This window comes from Streptomyces sp. NPDC002853 (assembly GCF_053591915.1).
This window is the reverse complement of the sequence record NZ_JBSFUS010000008.1, coordinates 372,977-389,357: the sequence shown is the minus strand read 5'-3', so window position 1 is coordinate 389,357 and position 16,381 is coordinate 372,977. Positions and strand designations below refer to the sequence as shown.

General features: G+C 70.6%; 15 protein-coding genes. 4 read left to right on the top strand and 11 right to left on the bottom strand.

The features are described 5' to 3' along the window. Positions 1-99: 99 nt before the first annotated feature. The 7 genes from ACWD02_RS23885 to pgsA form a co-directional block, all read right to left on the bottom strand. Positions 100-858, bottom strand: coding sequence for a YebC/PmpR family DNA-binding transcriptional regulator (locus tag ACWD02_RS23885; protein ID WP_365821002.1), 759 nt, complete (start codon positions 856-858; stop codon positions 100-102). Between the two features lie 77 nt (positions 859-935). Next, positions 936-1,541 carry a pyridoxal 5'-phosphate synthase glutaminase subunit PdxT gene (pdxT, locus tag ACWD02_RS23880; RefSeq protein ID WP_451214280.1) on the bottom strand — a complete coding sequence of 202 codons (606 nt, stop codon included), beginning with the start codon at positions 1,539-1,541 and terminating at the stop codon, positions 936-938. A gap of 12 nt (positions 1,542-1,553) precedes the next feature. Further along, entirely contained in the window at positions 1,554-2,468 is a 915-nt protein-coding gene (gene pdxS, locus ACWD02_RS23875) for a pyridoxal 5'-phosphate synthase lyase subunit PdxS (RefSeq protein WP_363210987.1), read from the bottom strand. A gap of 137 nt (positions 2,469-2,605) precedes the next feature. After that, complete coding sequence (locus tag ACWD02_RS23870; RefSeq protein WP_451214277.1) at positions 2,606-3,151, bottom strand: hypothetical protein; 546 nt, start codon at positions 3,149-3,151, stop codon at positions 2,606-2,608. Between the two features lie 78 nt (positions 3,152-3,229). After that, positions 3,230-4,390, bottom strand: coding sequence for a glycosyltransferase family 4 protein (locus tag ACWD02_RS23865; RefSeq protein ID WP_451214275.1), 1,161 nt, complete (start codon positions 4,388-4,390; stop codon positions 3,230-3,232). Continuing rightward, on the bottom strand, positions 4,387-5,325 hold the full coding sequence (locus tag ACWD02_RS23860; RefSeq protein ID WP_451214273.1) for a phosphatidylinositol mannoside acyltransferase: 939 nt from the start codon (positions 5,323-5,325) through the stop codon (positions 4,387-4,389). Before ACWD02_RS23860 ends, ACWD02_RS23865 begins: the two co-directional genes overlap by 4 nt. After that, complete coding sequence (gene pgsA, locus ACWD02_RS23855) at positions 5,322-5,987, bottom strand: phosphatidylinositol phosphate synthase (protein WP_451214270.1); 666 nt, start codon at positions 5,985-5,987, stop codon at positions 5,322-5,324. The genes ACWD02_RS23860 and pgsA overlap by 4 nt, the downstream gene beginning before the upstream one ends. Positions 5,988-6,245: 258 nt before the next feature. On the opposite strand from pgsA, the gene ACWD02_RS23850 reads away from it, so the two are divergent. After that, positions 6,246-8,444, top strand: a complete 2,199-nt coding sequence (locus ACWD02_RS23850) for an elongation factor G-like protein EF-G2 (RefSeq protein ID WP_451214267.1) — start codon at positions 6,246-6,248, stop codon at positions 8,442-8,444. 132 nt (positions 8,445-8,576) lie between these two features. Beyond that, the gene (locus ACWD02_RS23845) at positions 8,577-10,244 is read left to right on the top strand and encodes a hypothetical protein (RefSeq protein WP_451214265.1); all 1,668 of its coding nucleotides are present in this window, start codon (positions 8,577-8,579) and stop codon (positions 10,242-10,244) included. Between the two features lie 6 nt (positions 10,245-10,250). Here the strand turns inward: ACWD02_RS23845 and ACWD02_RS23840 are convergent, their stop codons facing one another. Beyond that, complete coding sequence (locus ACWD02_RS23840) at positions 10,251-10,814, bottom strand: HIT family protein (RefSeq protein WP_451214262.1); 564 nt, start codon at positions 10,812-10,814, stop codon at positions 10,251-10,253. 67 nt (positions 10,815-10,881) lie between these two features. Between ACWD02_RS23840 and ACWD02_RS23835 the strand changes: the two genes are divergently transcribed. Next, positions 10,882-11,538, top strand: coding sequence for a potassium channel family protein (locus ACWD02_RS23835; RefSeq protein WP_451214259.1), 657 nt, complete (start codon positions 10,882-10,884; stop codon positions 11,536-11,538). Positions 11,539-11,564: 26 nt separating this feature from the next. Here the strand turns inward: ACWD02_RS23835 and thrS are convergent, their stop codons facing one another. From thrS to ACWD02_RS23820, 3 genes are all read right to left on the bottom strand, one after another. After that, complete coding sequence (gene thrS / locus ACWD02_RS23830; protein WP_451214256.1) at positions 11,565-13,541, bottom strand: threonine--tRNA ligase; 1,977 nt, start codon at positions 13,539-13,541, stop codon at positions 11,565-11,567. Between the two features lie 120 nt (positions 13,542-13,661). Further along, positions 13,662-14,903: a hypothetical protein gene (locus ACWD02_RS23825; protein WP_451214587.1), complete on the bottom strand. Its 1,242-nt coding sequence runs from the start codon at positions 14,901-14,903 to the stop codon at positions 13,662-13,664. After that, positions 14,900-15,466: a DUF4365 domain-containing protein gene (locus ACWD02_RS23820; RefSeq protein WP_451214253.1), complete on the bottom strand. Its 567-nt coding sequence runs from the start codon at positions 15,464-15,466 to the stop codon at positions 14,900-14,902. Before ACWD02_RS23820 ends, ACWD02_RS23825 begins: the two co-directional genes overlap by 4 nt. Positions 15,467-15,634: 168 nt before the next feature. On the opposite strand from ACWD02_RS23820, the gene ACWD02_RS23815 reads away from it, so the two are divergent. After that, positions 15,635-16,360, top strand: a complete 726-nt coding sequence (locus ACWD02_RS23815; RefSeq protein WP_451214250.1) for an exonuclease domain-containing protein — start codon at positions 15,635-15,637, stop codon at positions 16,358-16,360. Positions 16,361-16,381 lie beyond the last annotated feature (21 nt).

Genomic DNA, 16,381 nt, shown 5'->3' with positions numbered 1-16,381 from the left:
CCGTTGCCTGTCCGTGCAGGTTATCGGGTCCCTCTGACAACGCGACGGGCCGACGGGGGTGTGTCCCGTCGGCCCGTTCAGCACCCCGAAGGGGCACGCCTACGCGTCAACCTTCTCCATGACCTCGTCGCTGACGTCGAAGTTGGCGAAGACGTTCTGCACGTCGTCGCTGTCCTCCAGCGCGTCGATCAGCTTGAAGATCTTCCGGGCGCCGTCCTCGTCCAGCTCGACCTGCATGGTCGGGACGAAGTTGGCGTCGGCCGAGTCGTACTCGATGCCGGCGTCCTGGAGCGCGGTGCGGACCGCGACCATGTCGGTGGCCTCGGAGAGGACCTCGAAGGACTCGCCGAGGTCGTTGACCTCTTCGGCGCCCGCGTCCAGGACCGCGCCCAGGACGTCGTCCTCCGAGAGACCGGCCTCGCCCTTGGGGACGATGACGACGCCCTTGCGGTTGAAGAGGTACGAGACGGAGCCCGGGTCGGCCATGGAGCCGCCGTTGCGGGTCATCGCGACGCGTACGTCCGAGGCCGCGCGGTTGCGGTTGTCCGTGAGGCACTCGATGAGCACCGCGACGCCGTTGGGGCCGTAGCCCTCGTACATGATCGTCTCGTAGTCGGCGCCACCGGCTTCGAGACCGGCGCCGCGCTTGACCGCGGAGTCGATGTTCTTGTTCGGGACCGAGCTCTTCTTGGCCTTCTGGATGGCGTCGAAGAGGGTCGGGTTACCGGACACATCGGCGCCGCCCGTGCGGGCCGCGACCTCGATGTTCTTGATCATCTTCGCGAAGAGCTTGCCGCGCTTGGCGTCAATCACGGCCTTCTTGTGCTTCGTCGTAGCCCATTTAGAGTGGCCGGACATCTGCCTGTCTCCTTCGCGTTACCCAACCTGTACGAACTCCCCCGACCCTAAGGGACCAGGGGGACCCCCGGATCCTACTAGGATCCCGTCGCCGCGTTCCCCCGCACCATCCCGACGAACAGTTCGTGCATGCGGTGGTCGCCCGTCAACTCGGGGTGGAACGACGTCGCGAGGGCGTTGCCCTGACGCACGGCGACGATGTGCCCCTCGTGCTCGGCGAGCACCTCGACGCGCGCGCCGACCGACTCGACCCAGGGGGCGCGGATGAAGACACCCTCCACGGGGTCACCGTCGATGCCCGCGATGTCGACGGCCGCCTCGAAGGACTCGTTCTGCCGCCCGAAAGCGTTACGGCGCACGATCATGTCGATGCCGCCGAAGGTCTCCTGCTCCGAGCGCGGATCGAGGATCTTGTCGGCGAGCATGATCATGCCCGCGCAGGTGCCGTAGACCGGCATACCGGCGCGCACGCGCGCGCGAAGGGGCTCCGCGAGACCGAAGAGGGCGGCCAGCTTGGAGATGGTGGTGGACTCACCGCCCGGGATGACCAGGCCGTCCACCTCGGCCAGCTCTTCGGGGCGCCGGACCGGCCTGGCCACGGCGTCCGCCGAGGCCAGGGCGATCAGGTGCTCCTGTACGTCGCCCTGGAGTGCCAGGACGCCGACCACAGGGTTGTCAGTCATCTGCGTAGTGCCTTACCAGCCGCGGTTGGCGTAGCGCTCGGCCTCGGGGAGGGTGTCGCAGTTGATGCCGACCATGGCCTCGCCGAGGTTGCGGGACGCGTCCGCGATGATCTTGGGGTCGTCGTAGAAGGTGGTGGCCTTCACGATGGCGGCGGCGCGCGCGGCCGGGTCGCCCGACTTGAAGATGCCGGAACCGACGAAGACGCCCTCGGCTCCGAGCTGGCGCATCAGGGCGGCATCGGCGGGGGTGGCGACGCCACCGGCCGAGAAGAGGACCACCGGCAGCTTGCCCAGCTCGGAGACCTCCTTGACCAGCTCGTACGGGGCGCGCAGGTCCTTCGCGGCGGCGTACAGCTCGTTGTTGTCGAAGCCGCGCAGCCTGGCGATCTCGTTCTTGATCTGGCGCAGGTGACGCACGGCCTCGACGACGTTGCCGGTGCCGGCCTCGCCCTTGGAGCGGATCATGGCCGCGCCCTCGGCGATGCGGCGCAGCGCCTCGCCCAGGTTGGTGGCGCCACACACGAACGGGGTCGTGAAGGCGAACTTGTCGCTGTGGTTGACCTCGTCGGCGGGGGTCAGGACCTCGGACTCGTCGATGTAGTCGACGCCGAGGGACTGCAGGACCTGGGCCTCGACGAAGTGGCCGATGCGGGACTTGGCCATGACCGGGATGGAGACGGCCTCGATGATCTCTTCGATCATGTTCGGGTCGGACATCCGGGCGACGCCGCCGTCCTTGCGGATGTCCGCGGGGACCCGCTCCAGCGCCATGACGGCCACTGCGCCGGCGTCCTCGGCGATCTTCGCCTGCTCGGCGTTGACGACGTCCATGATGACGCCGCCCTTGAGCTGCTCGGCCATGCCGCGCTTGACGCGCGCGGTGCCGGTCTCGGGCGACTGGTTGCTGCTGGGCAGGGTGCTGGACACGGAGTTGACCTCGCTCGCTGAAGACGGGTTACTGCGTCTACGAGGAAACTCCCGGCGACCAGTCCACAGCAAGGGCCAATGGACGACCGGTGGCTCATTTTTCCCGTACGCCCCTGGTCAGCGACGTATCGGTGGCTCTACGCCGTCGCCCGGTCGGCCAGCGCGACCGGCGGCTCGTCGTCCATCTCGAAGGCCATCGGGAACGGCGCGTGCCCCGCGAGGCGGAACCAGCGGACCGTGCGGTGCCTGCGCAGCGCGCGGGCCGCGCGCACGGCGTCGTTGTGGAAGCGCCGGGCCATCGGCACCCTGCGTACCGCCGCCGCCAGCTCGGTCGCCGCCTCGTCGCCGCCGGGAGCCTCGCGCACCGCCTCGACCTGCTGCACCTCGCCGAAGATCGCGCGCAGCGCCTGGCTGAGCTCGCTCTCGGCGACCTCGCGGTGCTCCTCCTCGGCCTGCCGTGCCGCGTGCGCCGCTTCGTAGAGCACGATGGAGGCCGCCGGGTCGAGCACCCCCGAGGTGGCCAGCTCCTGGGCGACCGACGCGCGGCGCAGCAACTGGGCGTCGAGGGCGGCGCGGGCCGCGTCGATGCGGGCGTGCAGCCGGTCGAGGCGGCCCGCGGTCCAGCTCAGGTAGAGGCCGATCGCGAAGAGGGCTACCGCGATCCAGATCAGTGTCGAGGTCACCGGGGGAAGGCTAGTCGCATCGGCGGCGGCGGTTCACCGCCGGGCTCCCCGGGCCGTCTTGAGGAGCCGGGCGGGTGGTCAGTCCCGTGCGAGGCCGAACCGCGCCCGCAGACCGGTGCGTTCGTCGGCGGCCACCGCGGCAGCCCCGTCCGCCACCGTCTCGTACACCGAGAGGATGTCCGCGCCCACCGTCGACCAGTCGAAGCGGCGCACGTGCTTGCTGCCGCGCTCGCGCAGCTCGTCGCGGCGCTCGGGGTCGCCGAGGAGCCGCAGTGCCCCCGCGGCCAGCGAGTCCGCGTCCTCGTTGGTGAACAGGTCGCCCGCAGCGCCTTGGTCGAGGACCTGCGCGAAGGCGTCCAGATCGCTGGCGAGCACGGGTGCGCCCGCCGACAGCGCCTCGACGAGGATGATCCCGAAGCTCTCGCCGCCGGTGTTGGGAGCGACGTACACGTCGACGCTGGCCAGCAGGCGCGCCTTGTCCTCGTCGCTGACCATGCCGAGGAACTCCACGCGCTCCCGCATCTCGACGGGCAGCGAGGAGACGGCCTCGTGCTCGTCGCCGCGGCCGGCGACGAGCAGCCGGGTGTCGGGGCGCTCGGCGAGGATCGTCGGCAGCGCCTTCATCAGCACCGGGAGGCCCTTGCGCGGCTCGTCGATGCGGCCGATGAAGCCGATCGTCCCGCCCTGCCACTCCACCTTGGGCTCGACCTTGGCGAAGAAGTCGACGTCGACGCCGTTCGGGATGACGACCGCGTCGCCGCCCAGGTGCTCGACCAGCGTGCGGCGCGCGTACTCGCTCACCGCGATGCGCGCGCTGATCTTCTCCAGGGCGGGCTGCAGGATCGGGTATGCCGCGATCATCGCCCGCGAGCGCGGGTTGGACGTGTGGAACGTCGCGACGATCGGGCCCTGGGCCGCCCAGCACGTGAGCAGCCCCAGGGACGGCGAGGTCGGCTCGTGGATGTGGATGACGTCGAACGTGCCGTCGTGCAGCCAGCGGCGCACCCGGGCGGCCGACAGGAACCCGAAGTTGAGCCGGGCCACCGAGCCGTTGTACGGGACGGGAACGGCGCGGCCCGCCGAGACGACGTACGGCGGAAGGGGGGTCTCGTCGTCCGCGGGGGCGAGGACGGACACCTCGTGCCCCAGGCGGATCAGATGCTCCGCGAGGTCGCGGATGTGGAACTGGACGCCGCCCGGCACGTCCCACGAGTAGGGGCAGACGATGCCGATCCTCACGGGGCGGTCCCCTCGGCAGGGTGCGCGGAGTCGTCGGCGGGCCCCTTGGCGGGGTCGAGATCAGCGAGCCACAAGCGCTGCAGCATGTGCCAGTCCTCCGGATGGTCGGCGATACCCGTGGCGAAGGCGTCTGCCAGCGCCTGCGTCATGACAGACGTCTTCTCGGGGCGGGTACCTGTCTCGGGGACATCGATGGGGGCGTGAACGCGCCCCTTCATGACGGGCGAGTCGTCAAACCAGAGGGTGACGGGCAGCAACAGCGCGCCCGTCTGCTGCGCGAGGAGCGCGGGCCCCGCGGGCATCCGCGCGGTGTCGCCGAAGAACTTCACCGCTACGCCGGACGAGGAGAGGTCCCGGTCAGCGACGAGGCAGATCAGGCCGCCGGCGCGCAGCCGCCGCGCCAGGATGCCGAACGCGGCGCCGCCCTCGTGCGGCAGAACCTCCATGCCCAGGCTCTCGCGGTAGGCGACGAACCGGTCGTACAGCGTCTCGGGCTTGAGCCGCTCCGCGACCGTCGTGAACGGGGTGTCCAGCTTCGTGGTGACCCACGCGCCGGCCAGGTCCCAGTTGCCCAGGTGCGGGAGCGCGATGATGACGCCCTTGCCGGCGGCGAGGCCGTCCGTGAGGTAGTGGAGGTCCTTGATGGCGACGCCCGCCTCGATGCGCTCCTTGCTCCACGACGGCAGCCGGAACGACTCCATCCAGTAGCGCAGGTAGGAGCGCAGGCCCGCCCTGGACAGCTCGGCCAGGCGCTCCGGGCTTGCGTCGGGCACCACGCGCGCGTAGTTGGCCTCCAGGCGCAGGACGCCCTTGCCGCGCCGTTTCCACACGGCGTCGGCGATGGTCCGGCCGAGCCGCACCGCCACCGGTTCCGGGAGCTTTTTGACCGAGCTCCAGGCGGCTCCGTAGAGCGCGTCGGTCAGTCGGTCCTTCACGACGTGGCCTCACTGCCCTGCGCCTGCGTGGCCGCGTCCGCCTCCGCGGACTCCCTGCGCACGGTGACGACGCGCTGGACGAGCGTGACGAGGCTGCCGACGGCGACGATCCACAGGGCGATGGGCAGCAGGACGTCGATGCCGGGGACCCCGAACTTGTGCAGCCCCGCGAGGCCCGCGGCGACCAGCGAGATCACCAGGCGCTCGGCGCGCTCCACCAGGCCGTTGACCGCGACGGGCAGGCCGATCGCCTCGCCGCGCGCCTTCGTGTACGAGACCACCTGGCCGCTGGCCAGGCAGAAGATGGAGACGGCGCACAGGATGTTGTTGTCCCCGGAGCCCGCGTACCAGAGCGCGAGGCCACCGAAGATCGCGCTGTCGGCGACCCGGTCGAGCGTCGAGTCCAGGAAGGCTCCCCAGCGGCTGGAGCGTCCCAGCTGCCGCGCCATGTTCCCGTCGACGAGATCGGAGAACACGAAGAGCGTGATGACGATCGTGCCCCAGAAGAACTCGCCGCGAGGGAAGAAGACCAGCGCACCCGCCACCACACCGGCCGTGCCGATGAACGTGACCGCGTCGGGGCTCACGCCGCGACGGATGAGAAACGCGGCGAACGGTGTGAGAACACGCGTGAAGAATGCACGCGCGTACTTGTTCAGCATGGCCTTCCCGAGGGGTCGGTGAGCCGCGCGGCCCTGTTGGCCACCGGCTGGCCCATCGTAGTCACGCCCTTGACGGACCGGCTCGCCCCCTCACGATCGCGTACGACGTATGGACGCACAGTGACCCGAGTGGAAAGCTCGAAAGCACCGCGGGCGTCGCCGGAGCCGACCCGCACACGGCCCCGCGTGTCCGCGATCAGCCAGCATCCCCGAGGGGGCTGTGCCTCCTCATCGCGCACGTGACCGGGAGGCCAAGGCATGGGCGACAAGGCGAACGCACACCCCGGAGCCGCCGGCAGGGCTACGGCGGCCGACCACCCCGCGTCCGTACGGAATGTGGTGCTGGTCGGCCACAGCGGATCGGGCAAGACGACTCTGGTGGAGGCCCTAGCGCTGACCGCGGGGGCGGTGAACCGCGCGGGCCGCGTGGAGGACGGCACCGCCGTCTCGGATTACGACGACATCGAGCACCGGCAACAGCGCTCCGTACAGCTGTCCCTGGTCCCCGTCGAATGGGGCGGCTACAAGATCAATCTCCTGGACACCCCCGGGTACGCCGATTTCGTCGGCGAGTTACGGGCCGGTCTGCGCGCCGCGGACGCGGCCCTTTTCGTCGTTTCGGCGGCCGACGGCGTGGACGGCGCCACCCGCATGGTGTGGGAGGAGTGCGCGGCGGTCGGCATGCCGCGGGCCATCGTGGTGACGCATCTGGAGGCGGCCCGCGCTGACTTCGGCGAGATGACACGGACCTGCGCCGAGGCCTTCGGGGCCGACGACCCCGACGCCGTACTGCCGCTGTATCTGCCGTTGCACGGCGCCAAGGGGCCGGACGGGCACGCGCCGGTGACCGGCCTGGTCGGGCTGCTGTCGCAGCGGGTCTTCGACTACGCGTCCGGCGAACGGAAGGAGTCCGAGCCGGGCGACGACCAGCTCCCGCTCATCGAGGAGGCACGCAACAAGCTGATCGAGGGGATCATCGCCGAGAGCGAGGACGAGTCGCTCATGGACCGCTATCTCAGCGGCGAGGACCTCGACTTCAAGACCCTCGTGGACGATCTGGAACGGGCCGTGGCGCGCGGCATCTTCCACCCCGTGCTCGCGGCGGCCCCCGCCGCCGAGGGAGCCCGGCAGGGCATCGGCACGGTGGAGCTCCTGGAGCTGATCACGGGCGGCTTCCCCACCCCCCTGGAGCACCCGGCGCCGTCCGTCACCACACCTGGCGGCAAGGCGCGGCCCGCGCTCACCTGCGACCCCGAGGGGCCGCTGGTCGCCGAGGTGGTGAAGACGGCGTCCGATCCCTACGTGGGACGCGTCTCGCTCGTACGGGTCTTCTCCGGCACCCTGCGTCCCGACGAGACCGTGCACGTGTCCGGGCACGGTCTGGCCGACCGCGGCCACGAGGACCACGACGTGGACGAGCGCGTCGGAGCTCTCTCCTCCCCCTTCGGCAAGCAGCAGCGCACGCTCAGCAGCTGTATCGCGGGAGATCTGGCCTGCGTCGCCAAGCTGAACCGCGCCGAGACGGGCGACACCCTCTCGGCCAAGGACGATCCGCTCCTGATGGAGCCCTGGGACATGCCCGATCCGCTCCTGCCGCTCGCCATCCAGGCGCACAGCAAGGCGGACGAGGACAAACTCTCCCAGGGGCTCTCGCGGCTGGTCGCCGAGGACCCGACGATGCGCCTGGAGCAGAACCAGGACACCCACCAGGTGGTCCTGTGGTGTCTGGGCGAGGCCCACGCGGACGTCGCCCTGGAGCGGCTGCGCAGCCGGTACGGCGTGCAGGTCGACGTCGTGGCCCACAAGGTCTCCCTCCGGGAGACGTTCGCGGGCAGGTCGGCGGGGCGCGGCCGGCATGTGAAGCAGTCCGGCGGCCACGGCCAGTACGCGATCTGCGAGATCGAGGTCGAGCCGCTGCCGGGCGGCAGCGGCATCGAGTTCGTCGACAAGGTCGTGGGCGGTGCCGTGCCCCGGCAGTTCATCCCGTCCGTCGAGAAGGGCGTGCGCGCGCAGGCCGCGAAGGGTGTGGCCGCCGGATACCCCCTCATCGACGTACGCATCACGCTGCTCGACGGCAAGGCGCACTCGGTGGACTCCTCGGACGCCGCGTTCCAGACGGCGGGCGCGCTCGCCCTGCGCGAGGCCGCCGCCGACGCCAGGATCCACCTCCTCGAGCCGGTGGCCGAGGTGCGGGTCCTGGTCGGCGACGATCACGTGGGTTCGGTGATGAGCGACTTCTCGGGGCGTCGCGGCCGGGTGGTCGGCACCGAGCAGGCGCCCGGCGGGCGCACGCTGGTGCGGGCCGAGGTGCCGGAGATCGAGATCGGGCGTTACGCCGTGGACCTGAGGTCGCTCTCGCAGGGCACCGCCCGCTTCAGCCGCGCGTACGCACGCCATGAACCGATGCCGCCCCAGCTCTCCGAGAGGATTCGTGAACAGGCCCAGGACGTCTCCTAGTTGCGGTCGTCCGGCGGGGCGCACGGATGCGCCCTGCCGGATGTCACTGCGCCCGGATACGCTGATGACCTGATCAACAGGTGTGCCGGGCAAGGAAGTCGGGAAGAGCCGCAGCAGCGAGAGTTGGCGGCGATGGGGGCGGCAGTGGCGGACGACGTATTCGACTTCAGGCCCGGGGCCCAGGTCCCGCTGTCCGGGGCCGCAGGACAGACGGCGGCGACCCACGCCCTCGCGTCGGCCGCGTACCGCGACGACAAGGTGTCGAAGATTCTCGACGCCAACAACGAATGGCACAAGTCCGAGGTGAAGGAAGGGCTTTGGTCGCTCTTCGCACCGAATCTGGGTGAGGCGTTCGCACGGGCCGTGCAGGTCAGGATGCTCGGCGGTGCCCGCAAGCCGCTCATCCAGTCCTTCGGCATGGAGCCGCAGTCGATCGTCGAGCACTGCCTCGCGGCGAACAACATCCGCAAGGAGCGCGACCGCTGGCTCACGGTCGTGATGGTGCTGTGCGGGCTGCTGTTCCTGCCGGGACTGCTCGTATGGCTGCTGCTTTTCACGGCCAAGCAGGCGGTCGTCAAGCGGGACAACAAGCGGGCGAGCGCCATCGCGACGGCCGTTCTGGTCGCCGTGGGCGTGCTCGCCGTGATCTTTCTCATCAAGCTGCCGATCGGCGGCCTCCTCGGCTGGTACATCCGCGCGGCGATCGTCGTTCCCGTGGCCGGCTGGTTCTGGGCCAAGCTGATCGCCGAGCGCACCGCGCGGGACCTGCGCGAGCGCTGGGGAAGCCTGCTCTCCGGGGGCGGCATCGGCGCCAAGATCCCCGAGGCGGTGCCGGGCAGCCCCGGCGAGACGGCCGCCGAGCAGCTGCGGCAGGGGCTCGCGCGCCTGTCGGCGGAGCAGCAGAGCAACTCGGTCTTCTACGCCGGCCCCAAGGGAATACTGGGCATGGGCACGCGCTGGGGCAGCTGGCAGCTTGCCGAGGAGCTGGTCTCCGCCAAGGAGGGCACGGAGATCCATCCGTTCCGCAGCTGGGACGTCATACGGTCGGTGCACGACCAGCTGCGCCTGCTCGAACGCGGCCCGCTGCACACCGGCGGCTTCCCGACCCCGTCGATAAAGCACTGGATCGTCTCGCCCATCGGGGAGAACGCCAAGGCGGTCGCCCGCCCCGGCGGCACGGAGGTCGAGGCCTATCAGGTCCGCGGCCACGAGATACAGCGGATCTGCAACGAACAGCAGTTCGGCAGCGGTAACCGGCACTATCTCGGCGTCCAGTTCACGCTCTGGGACGGCCAGTTGGTCATCACGATGCTGATCACGGTGACCGTCCTGCACGAGACCCTGCGCATCGAGGTCACCGGCCACGCGCTCGGCCCGGTCCACTCACTGTTCACCAGCAAGCCCGACCCCAAGGTCAAGAAGGTCGCCAAGCCCATCAAGTTCTGGGAGACCACGGAGCGCAAGCTGCCGCTGGTCGACGCCGACGAGGTCGTGCGCCTCGCGGTGCGGGCGCCCTTCACCTGGTATCCGCCGATCCTGGACCACCTCGGAGGCAAGCTGGTGCTGCCCGAGCCGTTCGGCCTGCGGCACGCCTGGGCGGACAAGCCGTGGCGGCACCGCTTCATGGCCGACGACGCGCTGCGCGCGGCCACCCCCGTGCTCCGCGTCGTGCACTCGGCGGCCATCAGGGTGCTCGAGGAGAACGGCGTGGCCACGGAGAAGTTCGGAACCCGCTCCGGCTTCCTCAGCGGCGCGGTCCAGGACCCGATGCCGAGGAAGGCGGACGTGTACGACGCGTGAGGCGCGTCAGAGAGCGGCGGGCCAGGCGTCGGCCAGCATCTTGCGGGTGTCCGCGAGCAGCTGCGGCAGGATCTTCGTGTGGCCGACGACCGGCATGAAGTTCGTGTCCCCGCCCCAGCGCGGCACGATGTGCTGGTGCAGGTGCGCGGCGATGCCGGCGCCCGCCACGGTGCCCTGGTTCATGCCGATGTTGAATCCGTGCGCGCCTGACGCGGTGCGCAGCGCCGTCATGGCCTGCTTGGTGAGCTCACCGAGTTCGGCCGTCTCCGGGGCGGTCAGCTCCGTGTAGTCGGCGACGTGGCGGTAGGGCACAACCATCAGGTGGCCGCCGTTGTACGGGTAGAGGTTGAGCACCGCGTACACGTGCTCGCCGCGCGCGACGACGAGACCGTCCTCATCGGATTTCGCCGGGATGGAGCAGAAGGGACAGCCGTCGTCGGCGCCCGGACCGCTCGGCTTGTTCTCGCCCTGGATGTACGCCATCCGGTGGGGCGTCCACAGGCGCTGGAACGCGTCCTGCGTCCCCACTCCGATCTGCTGCTCCGGCTCACTCGTCATGCAGTGCAGCATATGACTTGGTCCGATCGAAGCGTGTCGGCGGGGCGCCCGCCGGGCACAGCACGGCGAAGCTGGACCGATGAGCGATGACAGCCGTCAGGCACGCTGGGAGAACCGCACGGAGGCGCCGCTCGGCGTGGCCTCGCTGCTCTACCTGACCGCGTACGCGGTCCTTGTCCTGGCCTCCGGGCTGCCCCGGGCCTGGCGCGGCATCTGCCTCGTGGTACTCCTCACGGCCTGGGCCGCGTTCGCCGTGGACTACGCGGTGCGGTGGCGGCTGAGCGGGCAGGGGCGGCGGTTCGTGCGCCGACACCTCCTGGACACGCTCGTCCTCGTGCTGCCCCTGCTGCGGCCGCTGCGCGTGGTGCACGTCTACGAGGCCGTCCAGCGCAGGCGTGGGCGGCCGAGGCTCGCGCTGCACGCGCGCGTGGTCACGTACGCCGGTCTCTCGGCGCTGCTCCTCGGCTTCACGGGGGCGCTGGCCGTCTACCAGCAGGAGCACTCGGCCCCGGGGGCGACGATCCGCACCTTCGGGGACGCGGTCTGGTGGGCGTCGGCCACGCTCGCGACCGTCGGCTACGGCGACGAGACTCCCGTGACGCCGCTCGGCCGCCTGATCGCGGTGGGCATGATGCTCTGCGGCCTCGCGCTGCTCGGCGCGGTGACGGGGTCGTTCTCGTCGTGGCTGCTGCAGGTGTTCGCGCGGGAGGACGACAAGAGGCCCCCGGGACGCTGAACGTCCCGGGGGCCCCCTGTCTCAGGTCACACCTGTACGCGGCTCTCCACCACGTCCAGGAGCTTGGCGAGCGCCTGCTCGCGCGGGATGCCGTTCTCCTGCGAGCCGTCGCGGTAGCGGAAGGAGATCGTGCCCGCGTTCATGTCGTCGTCACCGACGATGATCATGAAGGGGACCTTCAGCTTCTGCTGCGTCCTGATCTTCTTCTGCATGCGGTCGGACGAGGCGTCCACCTCGACCCGCAGACCCTTCTTCTTGGCCTCGGCCGCGAACTCCTGGAGGTAGGGGATGTGCGCGTCCCCGACGGGGATGCCCACCGCCTGGACCGGGGCGAGCCACGGCGGCATCGCGCCCGCGTAGTGCTCCAGGAGCACCGCGAAGAACCGCTCGATCGAACCGAAGAGCGCGCGGTGGATCATCACCGGACGCTGCTTGCTGCCGTCCGGCGAGGTGTACTCCAGGTTGAAGCGCTCCGGCAGGTTGAAGTCCAGCTGCACGGTCGACATCTGCCAGGTGCGGCCGATGGCGTCCTTGCACTGCACGGAGATCTTCGGGCCGTAGAAGGCGGCGCCGCCCGGGTCCGGGACCAGCGGGAGGCCCTGCTTCTCGGCGACCTGCTGCAGTGTCGCGGTGGCCTCTTCCCAGATCTCGTCCGAGCCGACGAACTTCTCCGGGTCCTTGGTGGACAGCTCGAGGTAGAAGTCGGTCAGGCCGTAGTCGCGCAGCAGGTTCAGGACGAAGGTGAGCGTCTTGTCCAGCTCGTCCGCCATCTGCTCCTTGGTGCAGTAGATGTGCGCGTCGTCCTGGGTGAAGCCGCGGGCACGGGTCAGACCGTGCACGACACCCGACTTCTCGTAGCGGTACACCGTGCCGAACTCGAAGAGGCGCAGCGGCAGTTCACGGTAGGAACGCCCGCGCGCATCGAAGATCAGGTTGTGCATCGGGCAGTTCATGGGCTTGAGGTAGTAGTCCACGCCCTCGTCGAGCTGCATGGGCGGGTACATGCCGTCGGCGTACCAGTCCAGGTGGCCCGAGGTCTCGAAGAGCTTCCCCTTCGTGGCGTGCGGGGTGTAGACGAACTCGTACCCCTCCTCCTCGTGGCGGCGCCGCGAGTAGTCCTCCATGACCCGGCGGATGATGCCGCCCTTGGGGTGGAAGACCGCGAGGCCCGAGCCGATCTGCTCCGGGATGGAGAAGAGGTCCAGCTCGCTGCCGAGCTTGCGGTGGTCGCGCTTCTCGGCCTCGGCGAGGAACTCCAGGTGCGCCTTGAGCTCGTCCTTGGTGGGCCAGGCGGTGCCGTAGATGCGCTGGAGCATCGGGTTCTTCTCGCTGCCACGCCAGTACGCCGCCGCGTTGCGCATCAGTTTGAACGCCGGGATGTTCCGGGTGGTGGGCAGGTGCGGACCGCGGCAGAGGTCCTTCCAGCACAGGTCGCCGGTCTTCGGGTCGAGGTTGTCGTAGATGGTCAGCTCGCCGCCGCCCACCTCGACGTCCGCGCCGTCGTCGCTCGAAGCGGAACCCTTGATGCCGATGAGCTCCAGCTTGTACGGCTCGTCGGCGAGCTCCTCGCGGGCCGCCTCGTCGGTGACGACGCGGCGCGAGAAGCGCTGGCCGCGCTTCTGGATCTCCTGCATCTTCTTCTCGATGGCCTTGAGGTCCTCGGGCGTGAAGGGCTTCTCGACGTCGAAGTCGTAGTAGAAGCCGTTCTGGACCGGCGGGCCGATGCCCAGCTTGGCCTCGGGGAAGAGTTCCTGCACGGCCTGCGCCATGACGTGCGCGGTGGAGTGACGCAGGATGTTCAGGCCGTCCTCGGAGGAGATCTCGACCGGCTCGACCTCCTCGCCGTCCTGCACGGCGTACGCGAGGTCCTTCAGCTCGCCGGCCACGCGGGCGGCGACGATGGTGCGCTCTCCGGCGAAGAGTTCGGCGGCCGTAGTGCCCGTCGTCACCACGCGCTCTTCCCGCTCGGAATCGCGTTGGATGATCACACGGACGTCTGACACCGGTCTTCTCCTACCTGAAGGGGGTCGCGGCAGATCTGCTCCTGCACGCGAAACGAATCGTACCGAGCCGGGGGCGCCCACCGCGAAACGGTTGTCCCCCGGGCCTCGGCCGCCCCCGCCTCAGTCCCCGCTGCACGCCTCCTCGAAGAAGTCGAGGTTCTCCTGGAGCGACTTCATCAGGCGGTCCTTCTCCCCCTCGTCCACCTGCACGGGCACCACCCCGCAGGCCCCGGTGAGCCGCCGGAACCCGCCCCGGCTCTCCAGGCGCCCGTGCACGCGGATCGGCAGCCCCACCAGATGGGCATGGCCCGCGATGCGGTACGACTCCTCGTCCAGGGTCATACGTACGTTGGGGACGTCGGCGCCCGCGAGCACCCGGACCCGCACCGTGCCCTCACCCCGCGGCCCCGACCGCCGCATCCGCACCACGGCCCCCGTGATCCGCACCGGCATCGCCGGCTCGTCCCGCAGATAGCGGGCGCTCGCCTCCCTGAGCACCGCGAGGTCACCGGGCGAGAACTCGACGGGCCCGGCATCGACGGCGCACCCCTCGGGCACCCCGGCGGCCGGCGCCCACTCCACGGCCACCCGGGCCCCCTCCGTGCCCCGCACCAGCGCCACGACGGCCTCCGTCAGCTCATGGCTGACGCCCGCCTCCACGGCGCCGTCGAAGGCGTCCATGCCCCCGGTGGCCCGCCGGTAGTCGACGGCCTCGCGAACCGCGTACAGCGCCTGGTGCAGCCGCACCGCGAGGAGCCGCCCGGCCAGGACGGGCACGAACGCGGTGAGCCGGCGCCCGCCGGGAGCGGGCCCGACCAGGACGCCGTCCAGGGACGCGGCGGCGGGACCGCGGTGCCGCGCCCCGTAGTACCCGGCACGACCACGCGCCGCGAGGGCCCCGGCGAGCAGCATCTGCCGTGCCGCCGCCCGCAGTTGTTCCTCCGCCGTCCAGGTCGCGGCGCCCGCAGGACCCGCCGGGACATCGCGCCACCAGCGGATCTCGTCGCTGGGCACGGCGAGCCCGACGAGCACGTCACGCGCGGACGGCGACGCGCTGCACGCCAGGGCCGTGAGCGCCTCGCCGAGCAGGTCCTCGCAGTCGGGGAAGGCCCTGCTCTCGGGCACGAGCAGACTCGTGCCGCCACCACCGGGGCCCGGCGGGGTCCAGCGGGCGTAGCGCCCCACCGCTCCCCCGCGCCGATGCCAGCCGTGCCGGCCGAGCAGCGCGCCGAGCACGGCGGGATCGACCTGAGAGGGATCGGGGGGACCAAGCGGGGCCGCCTGAGCGGCCCAGTCGCCCGCGGGTTCCACGGGGTGCGGGCGAACGGGGCGTAGTGGCTCTTCGATCGGGCGGTGCATCAGGGTCTCCCTCCCGTCCCTACCCGCGTCATGATCTCGCAGAGGGCCTTGTCGTCGAAGATCCGCGAGGTCGGGACGCGCACGGTGGTCCTGCGCCGGCCGGTCACCTGGTGTCCGGCGAGGTTGGTCCAGTAGCAGCAGTGCCGCAGGTCGAGCCGGTCGTGGCCCGCGCGCAGCCAGTCGTCCCGCGACCGGGGCACGAGCATCACGACCAGGATCTTGTGCACGGAGACCGGGGTGCGGGCGAGCTTCTCCAGGTGGGGGTTGTCGAGCGTGAAGGAGAAGGCCGGACCCGCCGGGTTCGGTGGTATCTGGTACGTGCACTTGAGCTGCACCTTGATGGTGACTTCGTCATCGACCGTGTGCCCGGGGGCGCTGTGGCTGACGTGCCAGTCGATGCCGTTGTCCGGAAACGGCTGGGAGAGCGAGCACCCCGCCGCCGCGGCGACGGCGTGCAGATAGCCCACCTGAAGGGTCTCCATACAGGCGGTGGTGGCGAGTGTGCCGCGCGGCGGTGCGATCCGCTCGGGCAGCAGCCCACCCTGTTCGGGCCGCGCGAGCGCCATGTCCAACGAGCCTTCCGAACCAGTGAATCCCCGCTTCGGGCCGGTCAATTCCCAAGCCCTGTACCTCTGTTGTCTCCGGGCCGCGTACAGCGCAAACGGCCCGGGTATCACCGGTGTGGGCAGGGGAGGAAAGCCATCTGCCGGACATGATCGAGGAGTTGCGTCACTATGACGTGCTGGTACGAGGGGCCCTTGGCCGCATTCGACACGGAGACCACGGGCGTCGACGTCGAGACCGACCGCATTGTGTCGGCCGCCGTCGTCGTCCAGCAAGGCGCGGGCACCCGCCCGCGGATCACTCGCTGGCTGGTGAACCCGGGCGTTCCGGTGCCCGAGAGCGCCACCGCGGTGCACGGCCTGACGGAGGAACATCTGCAGCACAACGGCCGCTGGCCCGCGCCGGTGATGGAGGAGATAGCCAGGGAGCTGGCGGAACAGGGCGCGGCGGGCCGCCCCATCGTCGTCATGAACGCTCCCTTCGACCTGACGATCCTGGACCGGGAGTTGCGCAGGCACCGCGCGTCGTCCCTCGGTCACTACATGGCGGGCTCACCCCTGTGCGTCCTGGATCCCCGGGTCCTGGACAAGCAGCTCGACCGCTACCGCAAGGGCCGTCGCACGCTGACCGATCTGTGCGCGCACTACGCGGTGGAGCTGGACGAGGCGCACGACGCGGCGGCCGACGCGCAGGCCGCGCTGGATGTCGTACGTGCCGTGGGGCAGCGTTTCGCCTCGCGCCTCGAACGGCTCTCGGCGGCCGAGCTGCACGCGCTGCAGGCGGTGTGGCACGCGGCGCAGGCGCGCGGCCTGCAGGCCTGGTTCGCGCGCAGCGGTACGCCGGAGGCGGTGGATCCCGCGTGGCCGCTGCGCCCCGAACTCCCGGCCGCGGCCTGACGATCGACGCCCGTCGACTGC

What these genes read in the sequence shown, in the direction of transcription:
- pdxT (WP_451214280.1), bottom strand. Translation starts at nt 1,541, where the DNA reads ATGACTGACAACCCTGTGGTCGGCGTCCTGGCACTCCAGGGCGACGTA.
- ACWD02_RS23840 (WP_451214262.1), bottom strand. Translation starts at nt 10,814, where the DNA reads ATGCTGCACTGCATGACGAGTGAGCCGGAGCAGCAGATCGGAGTGGGG.
- ACWD02_RS23815 (WP_451214250.1), top strand. Translation starts at nt 15,635, where the DNA reads ATGACGTGCTGGTACGAGGGGCCCTTGGCCGCATTCGACACGGAGACC.
- ACWD02_RS23850 (WP_451214267.1), top strand. Translation starts at nt 6,246, where the DNA reads ATGGGCGACAAGGCGAACGCACACCCCGGAGCCGCCGGCAGGGCTACG.
- ACWD02_RS23820 (WP_451214253.1), bottom strand. Translation starts at nt 15,466, where the DNA reads ATGGCGCTCGCGCGGCCCGAACAGGGTGGGCTGCTGCCCGAGCGGATC.
- pgsA (WP_451214270.1), bottom strand. Translation starts at nt 5,987, where the DNA reads ATGCTGAACAAGTACGCGCGTGCATTCTTCACGCGTGTTCTCACACCG.
- ACWD02_RS23835 (WP_451214259.1), top strand. Translation starts at nt 10,882, where the DNA reads ATGAGCGATGACAGCCGTCAGGCACGCTGGGAGAACCGCACGGAGGCG.
- ACWD02_RS23845 (WP_451214265.1), top strand. Translation starts at nt 8,577, where the DNA reads ATGGGGGCGGCAGTGGCGGACGACGTATTCGACTTCAGGCCCGGGGCC.
- ACWD02_RS23885 (WP_365821002.1), bottom strand. Translation starts at nt 858, where the DNA reads ATGTCCGGCCACTCTAAATGGGCTACGACGAAGCACAAGAAGGCCGTG.